Origin of the sequence: Streptomyces sp. PA03-6a (genome assembly GCF_033792765.1) — a bacterium.
Lineage (GTDB): Bacteria > Actinomycetota > Actinomycetes > Streptomycetales > Streptomycetaceae > Actinacidiphila.
The window spans coordinates 1-8,752 of the sequence record NZ_JARAVK010000316.1 but is presented as its reverse complement, the minus strand read 5'-3'; the positions used below and the strand labels follow the sequence as shown (position 1 = coordinate 8,752).

9 protein-coding genes are annotated in these 8,752 nt (G+C 66.9%); 6 read left to right on the top strand and 3 right to left on the bottom strand.

Going from position 1 to position 8,752, the window contains the following annotated elements:
- The first annotated feature begins 1,416 nt into the window (after positions 1–1,416).
- On the top strand, positions 1,417–3,954 hold the full coding sequence (locus PV350_RS41175; RefSeq protein WP_500338522.1) for a helicase associated domain-containing protein: 2,538 nt from the start codon (positions 1,417–1,419) through the stop codon (positions 3,952–3,954).
- Positions 3,955–4,109: 155 nt separating this feature from the next.
- Here the strand turns inward: PV350_RS41175 and PV350_RS41170 are convergent, their stop codons facing one another.
- On the bottom strand, positions 4,110–4,490 hold the full coding sequence (locus tag PV350_RS41170) for a hypothetical protein (protein WP_500338521.1): 381 nt from the start codon (positions 4,488–4,490) through the stop codon (positions 4,110–4,112).
- A 570-nt stretch (positions 4,491–5,060) separates the two neighbouring features.
- On the opposite strand from PV350_RS41170, the gene PV350_RS41165 reads away from it, so the two are divergent.
- The 4 genes from PV350_RS41165 to PV350_RS41150 all read left to right on the top strand — a co-directional run bounded on the left by PV350_RS41165 (position 5,061) and on the right by PV350_RS41150 (position 7,296).
- Positions 5,061–5,357, top strand: coding sequence for a hypothetical protein (locus tag PV350_RS41165; protein ID WP_500338520.1), 297 nt, complete (start codon positions 5,061–5,063; stop codon positions 5,355–5,357).
- Positions 5,320–6,120: an ISAs1 family transposase gene (locus PV350_RS41160; RefSeq protein WP_500338518.1), complete on the top strand. Its 801-nt coding sequence runs from the start codon at positions 5,320–5,322 to the stop codon at positions 6,118–6,120. Before PV350_RS41165 ends, PV350_RS41160 begins: the two co-directional genes overlap by 38 nt.
- Complete coding sequence (locus PV350_RS41155; protein WP_500338517.1) at positions 6,084–6,419, top strand: hypothetical protein; 336 nt, start codon at positions 6,084–6,086, stop codon at positions 6,417–6,419. Before PV350_RS41160 ends, PV350_RS41155 begins: the two co-directional genes overlap by 37 nt.
- A 403-nt stretch (positions 6,420–6,822) precedes the next feature.
- Complete coding sequence (locus PV350_RS41150; protein WP_500338515.1) at positions 6,823–7,296, top strand: hypothetical protein; 474 nt, start codon at positions 6,823–6,825, stop codon at positions 7,294–7,296.
- A gap of 64 nt (positions 7,297–7,360) precedes the next feature.
- On the opposite strand, the gene PV350_RS41145 is transcribed toward PV350_RS41150, so the two are convergent.
- On the bottom strand, positions 7,361–7,591 hold the full coding sequence (locus PV350_RS41145; protein ID WP_500338513.1) for a hypothetical protein: 231 nt from the start codon (positions 7,589–7,591) through the stop codon (positions 7,361–7,363).
- Between the two features lie 116 nt (positions 7,592–7,707).
- Positions 7,708–7,965: a hypothetical protein gene (locus PV350_RS41140; RefSeq protein WP_500338511.1), complete on the bottom strand. Its 258-nt coding sequence runs from the start codon at positions 7,963–7,965 to the stop codon at positions 7,708–7,710.
- Between the two features lie 205 nt (positions 7,966–8,170).
- On the opposite strand from PV350_RS41140, the gene PV350_RS41135 reads away from it, so the two are divergent.
- Positions 8,171–8,752, top strand: a 582-nt coding sequence (locus tag PV350_RS41135; protein ID WP_500338510.1) for a DUF5710 domain-containing protein, incomplete at its 3' end; no start/stop codon positions are given.

Genomic DNA, 8,752 nt, shown 5'->3' with positions numbered 1-8,752 from the left:
GGGTACCACAGCGCTGCGCGCTGTGCAGGCGAAGGCCCCCGCTCCGCGGGGGCCGGCCACCTCGCTACGCTCGGCGGTCCGGGGCGCTCCGCGCCCCGGAGCAATCCCCTCACTGCGTTCGGGGGATTGCGGGCCCGCCCCTGCGGGGCTTGCCTCACTCCGTTCGGCCGCCCCTGGCGGGCCTGGTGGGGCTCCGCTTCGCTCCACCCCACCACACGGGCGCTGACGCGCCCTCAATGTCAGGCTCTCTCCGCTCCCCTGACCGGCCCTCGGCTCCGCCTCCGGCCAACAGGGCCCGCTGCCGCGGGCCAAGCTGGCTACGGAGGGGCGCCTGCTGTGGCCCTCTCCCATCCCGAATGGGGGCCGCAGCAGGTCTTTTCCCACAGTATGGGCGATTCTTTTAAGAACGCAAGCCTATAATTTCTTTACCTGGCTCGTATGCGCTACAGAAGAAGCCCCCATCCAGGCGTCACCACAAATCGATATACGCGTCAGCGCCCTGATTCGCCGTGGTACCTCTGGTGGTGATACCGATACCCCACAGACTTCCGTCATAGACGAGAGTTTTGATGAGAAACGTATTCGAGGACGTGTTGTACTTGCCCATGACATTGAAGGTCGTGGTCCTGCTGGAACTACCAAAACGACCGTACCAACAATTTCCAGCAGGAACGAGCGTCGTAGACGCATAATTCCCGGACGTCGGCTGAAGAAATGCCGCGTAACTACCCCTAGCGCACAGCTTCACGTATCCCTTAGGAACCGTCGCCGAGGGCGGAGCGAAGCCGATAGCGGCTGAGGCACTGCTGGAACTACCAAGGATCGCAGTCGCCGCAATACCAGCCACGGCTGCAACTGTTGCTGTGTGACGCGCTACTCTTTCAAGCAAAATTCGTCCCATCGAAGAGGCCCTCTGTCGGCGTGGACAATTCCCTGAACACAACCGGAATGAAGGACCGCGGTTCAACCTTCACTGCCGACCCTATGGCAACCGAACACTCAAATGGATAGAATATGGGCGCCAGTTTTTTCACTTATGGAAACCAAACAAAATCGCTAGCAAGCCACCACTTAACACCATGTTCGAGACGGGCTTGCGCCAGCGCGACCTCTCAACTACGGACAGCACTTTTCGCTCTGGACCGCTCAGCGGAACTGCCGCCCTAGAAGGCCAGCGGCAGGGCGTCCGTTACTCGCTTCGGTCCCTCTCCTCACCCTCCCTCCTGGGTCACAGTCAGAGGCAGGAAACACTGCCCGTCCTTGAGGGCCGAGAGAGTCGGCACCGGCGCCCTCGAAGGTGCCGGTGAGGTGTGTGCGTCAAATTGATTAGCCAGCTAAGCTCTGGACCTAGACACCACCCCTGGAGCACACCCGCGCCGGGGCTCGCATCGTCCCGGGACGGGGGAGTCGCATTCCATGGTTGCGGTAGTGGAAAGGGAATCTGAGAAGGCGGAAATGGATCCGCTTCCGCATCAGATCGAGGCGTCTGATGCGGCTATGCGGGCTTTGGAGTTGGTTCCGGGTCAGGAAATGCCTGCACAGGGTCTGCGGACGCAGGTCATTGCGGCGACCGGTTCGGGCAAGACGTTCATCGGGGTATTGACCGCGCGGAAATTGCGGGCGGGCCGGGTCCTGGTGCTCGTTCCCACGCTGGATCTGCTGGTGCAGACGGCGGCCGCATGGCGGGCCGGCGGCCGCTCAGGTCCGTTCTACGGGATCTGCTCACTGCGGGCCGATGAGGCGCCGTTCGCGTGCACCACGAGCGTGGACGAGCTGGTGGCGTGGACGCATGGGCTGGAGACCGTGACGGTGTTTGCCACGTACGCCTCGGTCGGCATGGGCACCCTCCAACGGGCCCACGCGGCAGGCCTTTCGCCCTGGTCGCTGGTAGTGGTTGACGAGGCGCACCGGACGAGTGGCCGGGTGGGGAAGCCGTGGGCGGCGGTGCATGACAACGTGCGGATTCCTGCTGATCGGCGGTTGTATATGACGGCGACGCCGCGGGTGTGGGAGGCGCCCGATGCGGAGGGTGGGGGCGGTTCGGGGCCTGTGTTGGTCGCTTCGATGAAGGACGACCCGGAGGGCGTCTTTGGGGCGGTGGCGTACAAGCTGACGTTGTCGCAGGCGCGGGATCGGGGGCTGGTTGCGGCCTATCAGGTGGTGTGTGTGGACGTGACTGACCCGGAGCTGCAGGCGGCGGCGCTGTTGGGGTTGGAGTCCCGGTCTGACAGTGTGCGTGGGTCGCGGTTGGCGGCGTTGCAGACGGCTGCGGTGAAGACGGCCGCGGTGCGGGGTCTGCGCCGGATGTTGACGTTCCATTACCGCACGAGTGAGGCGGAGGCGATGGCGGCCGGGGTGCCGGCGGTCGTGCGGCGGTTGTGGGAGGCCGAGCCCGAGACGTATGCGGAGCCGGATCGGGTGTGGGCATCGTGGTTGTGCGGGGAGCACTCCCCTGCCCGCCGCCGGGCGACGCTGGCCACGTTCGCGGACCCGATCGGCGAAGGCGACGACGGCGGCCTGGTGCCGATGCGGCTGCGCTTGCTGAGCTCCGTTCGCATCCTCGGGGAAGGTGTCGATACCCCCGGCTGCGACAGCGTGTTCTTCGGCGATGTGCGCGGATCAGCCGTCGACATCCTGCAGATCGTCGGCCGGGCGCTGCGTATGAAGCCCGGCGAGGGCAAGGTCGCGTCCCTGGTGGTGCCGGTGTTCCTCGCCCCCGGCGAGGACCCTGACGCGATGCTCACCTCCAAGGGCTACAACAGCCTCGCCAAGGTCATGGCCGCGCTGCGCTCACACGACACCGAGACCATCGAGCAGCTGGCAGAGCAGCAAGCGCACAGCCGCGCCGCCAAGCCGTCGGCCGCTGAGATCGCCGCAACCGGCGGCGAGAGTGGGGAAGGCGGCCCGGGCGGGGAGAGCGCTCTTTCGGCTCCGGCGCAGGGACTCCTGTCTTTCTCCACGCCGCGTGATCCGGCGATTCTTGCCCGGTTCATGAGCCTGCGAGTGCTCCGGCCGGAAAACGCGTACTGGCGTGCCGGAATCCAGGCCGCTACCCGCTACGTGAAAGAGAACGGCGATTTGCGCGTTCCGTATTCGTTCACGACTCCGGAAGATTGGGACCCTGCTATTTTTCCCCTCGGGACGTGGATTGCGGATCAGCGGAGGTTTTTCAACGCGGGTGAAATGAAGCCTGTACGAGCCGCCGAGTTGGATGATCTGGGCATGGTGTGGTCGCACTGGGACGTCGCTTTTCAGGAGGGACTGTCAGCCGCGACGCAGTGGGCGGCCGTGCACGGGCACCTGCTGCCGCCCGCCACCGCGGTCTGGAACGGCTACCCGGTAGGCGTCTGGATGAAGAACCAGCGGACCGCCGGCAGGCTCGCGGACACCATCGCGCAGCGGCGCGAAGCCGGGCTGCCGGTCGGCTCCACCGCCGGCGCCCTGTCGGAAGAGCGGCGGGACGCGCTGGAGGCCATCGACCCGTCCTGGTGCCCCACCTGGCCCGTGACTTGGCAGCGCTCCTACCGGCTGTGCCGCACCCTCATCGAAGACGGCCAGGCTCTGCCCTTGGCGCCGGGCGAGACCACGGTGCAGGGCGAAGACCTCGGTGCGTGGGTCCAGGCGCAACGCCTGGGATGGAACCGGCTGCTGCCCGCACAGGCCTGGATGCTGGAAAACATGCTCCACCTCGGACCAGCGGACCCCTCGGAGAGGCCGCAGGCGCCCCGTACGCAGGCCGACAAGTGGGCCGTGAACCTTCGCGCCGCCCAGCAGTTCCACACCCGCCAGGGAAGCCTCCAGGCGCCCCGCAAGCACGTAGAACAACTCACCGACCCCGACGGGACCATGACCGAAGTCAAGCTGGGTCAGTTCCTCGACAACACCCGCCGCCGCGCCGCAAAGCTGACCGAGCACCGGCGCGCGGAACTCGACGCCCTCGGCATGCGCTGGTAACAGCAGAGCACCCGGCAGCTGCGCAAGCGCTGACTACAACAGACAGGGTTCCACGCAGTTCCCTGCTTCCCCACCCTTTCTGTGCGCCTCTTAAATGGCGTAGGGGCTGCCCCGGATTCCAAGGAATCCGGGGCAGCCCCTACGCTAGGTGATGCTCAGCCGAAATTACGCAGCCAGGGGCTGGTCGTTGTTCCTTCGGCAGAGCCCGACCAACCCTTTGACGCTGTGAAGTTAGCCGTGCCCACGTAGAACCTGTCGTTAGGGTGGGTGTTGTACAGACCCCACACCTTCCCATACGTGCTGCCCGAGTTAATCGTAATCTTCTGGCACTGTCCCGGGGACACAAGATAGGTGCTATATCCGCCCTGCTGGGGGATTTCACCATAGGCGGTGTAGTTACCGTACGCGCAGACCTTAAAGGTATACGGTACTGCGGCCGCAGCCGAGCCAGCCGTTCCAACCACCACTGCTCCAGCCAGCAGGAAAGCTGTGCCGGCTGCGATAGCAGCCTTCTTAGCCTTCAGAATAACGCTCACAGGATGTTCCTATTGCGCTAGAAGTCTACAGGAATTGAAATCGGGCACGAGTCCAATCTCCTGAGGAGAATTCGAGCTCTCCTCAACAGCGGGGACGACTGGTGAGATCTACTCAACCTCTACCCGAAGATTCATCCAGAACTTTAAGACTTCAACAGTCAGTGCTGTATAGAAGGAGAGCGCCAACCCAGTTGCGGTCTCTCGCGCCCACAACAACATGCTCACCTTGCTCGATGACGCTCCCTGGCAGTCGCCCCGAGCCAGATCTCTCACCCTCGCGACAGTGGCCTCACCCCGCGAAAACAGCCATTGAGTAGCAAATCTCTCAACACCACTGCCCCGAAACTCAGAGATCGCACCAGGACTCCGTCCTGGCCCGGCCCCTGTGTGCCGCAGTGAGCGCGTCACTGAAACGTGGCGGCACAATCCCGTCCCGGCTCTGACATGAGGCGGCACGCGGCCGCGCAGCCGCCCTGCGGCCCGTCCTCGCCGTGCCCGTCGGGCATTGACTTGGGCCAGCAGACGACGCAGGGTGAACCTCGGGGGTGCGATCAAGGGGGGTGACCCGTTGTGGCGGAGTACCGCTTCACGCTGGCCCGCATCGTGCGCGCCGGGCCGACCACCGCGCACGCGGTCCTGGACGAATGGGCCCACGGGCAGATCACCGTTCCCGTGCCCACTCTCGCCCTGTCACAGATCAGCGGATTGACCCGGCAGGAACTGACGGGGGCGGTGTTCGAGATCATGGCCAACACCGCCGCCGCAACCGACACCGACGTCGACCCCCACGGCTGGCGCCTCCTGCCCCGCCACAACACCGAACAGCACCTTGCGGTGGCGCAATCGTGGAGCGACGCAATCACCTGACCAGCTCCCCGCCTGGGCACGCCTTCAGGGGTCAGGTTCGGAAGCGGGCAAGCCAGCCGCCAGCCCGGCGTGCGGCTTCGGCGTCAGCTGCTGCTGCGGCGAGTGGGTTGCCGACGCGCCGCAGCGCGTCCTGGCGCTGCTCGGGTTCCGCCCGGACCCGCTGACCGGCCTGATCCGGCCGCCGCACTCCACGACCATCCGTCTCGTCCTGGCCGCGGCGGACGGCGACGCTCTGGACCGGGCCGTCGGACGCTTCCTCCAGGAACGTCAGGACCCGGTGTCCGGCCGGCGGGCCATCGCCGTCGACGGCAAGACACTCCGCGGGTCCCGCACCAAGGACCGGCCGGCCACCACGCTGATCGCCGCGATGACCCACAGCGGCCAAGTCCTCGCCCAAAGGCAAGTCGACCGTAAGAGCAACGAGATCCCAGCCTTCGCCCCGCTCCTGGACGGCATCGACCTGACCGGCACGGTGATCACCGCAGACGCCCTGCACACCCAGCACGACCACGCCTCCTACCTGCACGAACGCGGAGCCCACTACCTGGCCGTCGTCAAGAGGAACCACCCCGGCCTGCACGACAAGGTCCGCCGCCTGCCCTGGCACGACATCCGCCTGGACCACTACGAACGTGCACGGGCCCACCACCGCGACGAGATCCGCCGACTGAAGCCACCGCGTTCGCCCACCTCGACTACCCCCACGCCCGCCAAGCCCTCCAAGTCGTGCGCTGGAGACGTGACCTGGCCACCGGCAAGCTGACGATCGAGCGGATCTACCTGGTCACGAGCCTGCCGCCCGGCGCAGCCACCGGCAGCGAACTCGCGGCCTGGATCCGCGGACACTGGCGCATCGAGAACCAACTCCACCACGTCCGGGACCGCACCTTCCGTGAGGACGCCTCGAAGATTCGCACCCGGCACCTGCCCCGCGTCATGGCCGGTCTGCGCAACCTCGCTATCGGCGTCCACCGCCAGGACGGCCACACCAACATCGCCGCCGCACTCCGCCGCACCAGCCGAGACCACCAGCGACCCCTCACCGCCCTCGGACTGACCTGACGAACCCGGACACAAGATCACTTCTCAAAGACCCTGGTGTGGACGTGACGCGTGCGGGGCTGCGTCGTTGAGCACTCCGAAGCACAGCCCCGCTTTGCCCCCAGGGACGCATGGACCTGGGGGCCACGTGCTGCCGGGAGCCGTAGAATCCTTGGCCATGCCCGCTTCCGTGACTTTGCCGGTGGCTGTAGCTGCGGCGGTTCCCGCGCCCCGCCGGCCCGCACGCAGCCGGGTGCGGCACGGTCAGGCGTCGTGTGCGGACTACGGCTGTACCCGGCCCGTATGCCGTCAGGCCGCGCGGCGTGCCCGCTACCGGCGCGAGCGTGACCATGCCGCTGGTCTGTCGACCCGTGTCGAGCCCGCTCAGGCTGCCGAGCACGCCGCCCTGCTCCGTCGGCGAGGCATGTCGGCACAGGACATCGCCGATGCTTCCGGGATCTCCGTCACCCTCATCCGGCGCCTGCTCCGTCCACCCACCGTCCGGCCAGGTCGGATTGCCCGTGCCACCGCCGACGCCATCCTCGGTGTCAACGTCCCGACACCCCACACCGGGAGCAGCGGCGCGGGCGGTGGTGGGCGGGGTCTGACCGACGCCGCCCACGCCGCCGCGATACTCAACGCCCTGGCCGCGGCCGGGTGGCCCGCCACCTACCTCGCCTGCCGCCTGAGCATCAGCACGCAGACCATCGCCGCTATCCGCGACCACCGACGCCCATGCCTCCGGATCCCCCTCGATCAGGCCATCCGGCGCCTCTACCCGAGGCTTGCCGGCACCAGCCCGGCTGCGGCCGGTATCCCACCCGGCACCATGGCCCGCGCGCTCGCCTACCACCAGCGCCGACACACCACCGAGCAGTCACCGGCCACGACAGCCTGAGACTCGGGAAAGCCCTCCATCCCTGTCCAAGGGTTCCAGCGCACCGGAATCTGGGATCCGGAGGTCAGGTCCGATCGCCGAGGACCGCGGCCAGCAGGTTCCGGACCTCGATGACATCCCGGCCCGTACGCTCAGCAACCCCCGGCACGCTCTCCCCCGAAAGCACCGCAGCAACCATCGCCTCGTTCAACCGCCGACGGGCCAGCCTCACCGCCGCCTCGGCCTCCCGAACCTCCGCCACCGCTGCCTCCAGGCTCCCCGGACCTGAAGCTTCCCTGCCATCATCAGCCGTCACCAGCCCATCCTGACAGAACCCCGCACCCGGCCCCGCGGTGTGAAGCCGAACCACGCTGGCCGGACGGCCAGCAAAAAAGAAGCGCCCAACCAAGACGAGGCGAGCCCGTGTCCTGATCAGCGGGCGTCGTGCTGCCAGTCCCACACCCGCGGGTCCTCCGGACGTGGCGCATACACCGCACGCCCACCCGGCCCGTACCGCCCGATATCCGTCCGCAACGCCGCGCCGATGGCCCGCTCGGTCTCCGTCCAACCCGTCACATCCAGCAGCAGCCCGTCCAGCGGGCCACCAAACAACTCCCGGTACACGTGCCCCCGCCGCGGCGCCGGATCATCGGCAAAAGCGCCGTACACCCGGCGCAGCAACTCATCCATGCCCACAAGGCTCCCACTCGTCCTGCCACCTCGGGCTGCCGGACCAGGACCGAGCCAGATCTTCCCAAGTCGGCTGCGCAGCATCGCTGACGATGGCGGGCTTGAGGTCTGCAATCGAATATTCGCCCGAATACCTGATGGTTTGTCAGTGGTAGTCCCTAGGGTGAGAGCGCCCACCGCCAGGGCGACAACGAGGAGTGATGGCATGGCAGTTGAGCGAATCTGGCTGGACGTTCCGTTTGCGGAGAAGGACAAGGCCAAGGCGGCCGGTGCCCGGTGGGACGGGGCTGCCCGACGCTGGTACGCCCCGCGGCCGAACATGACCGCTCTGGAGCCGTGGGCACCGGGGGAAGACATCCCCGAACTCCTGCCGGGCGAAGACCGCTCCCTGGGCAGCGGCCTGTTCGTCGATCTCGTGCCCAGCAGCTGCTGGTTCACCAACGTGCGGTCCTGCGTCGCCCAGAAGGACTGGGACCGCCTCCGGCGCATGATCTATCACCGGGCCGGGAACCGCTGCGAGGCCTGCGGCGTAGGCCAGGACCAGGCCTCGAAGCGCCGGCTGGAGGCCCACGAGCGGTGGATCTTTGACGACACCCGCCGGATCCAAACGCTGAAGCGGCTGATCTGCCTGTGCACGGACTGCCACACGGTCACGCACTTCGGCTTCGCGCAGATCCGTGGACTCGCCCCCCAGGCGCGTGCCCACCTGATCAAGGTCACCGGCATGACACCCGGCCAGGCAAACCATCACATCGAAGCAGCGTTCGACCTCTGGCAAGAACGCTCT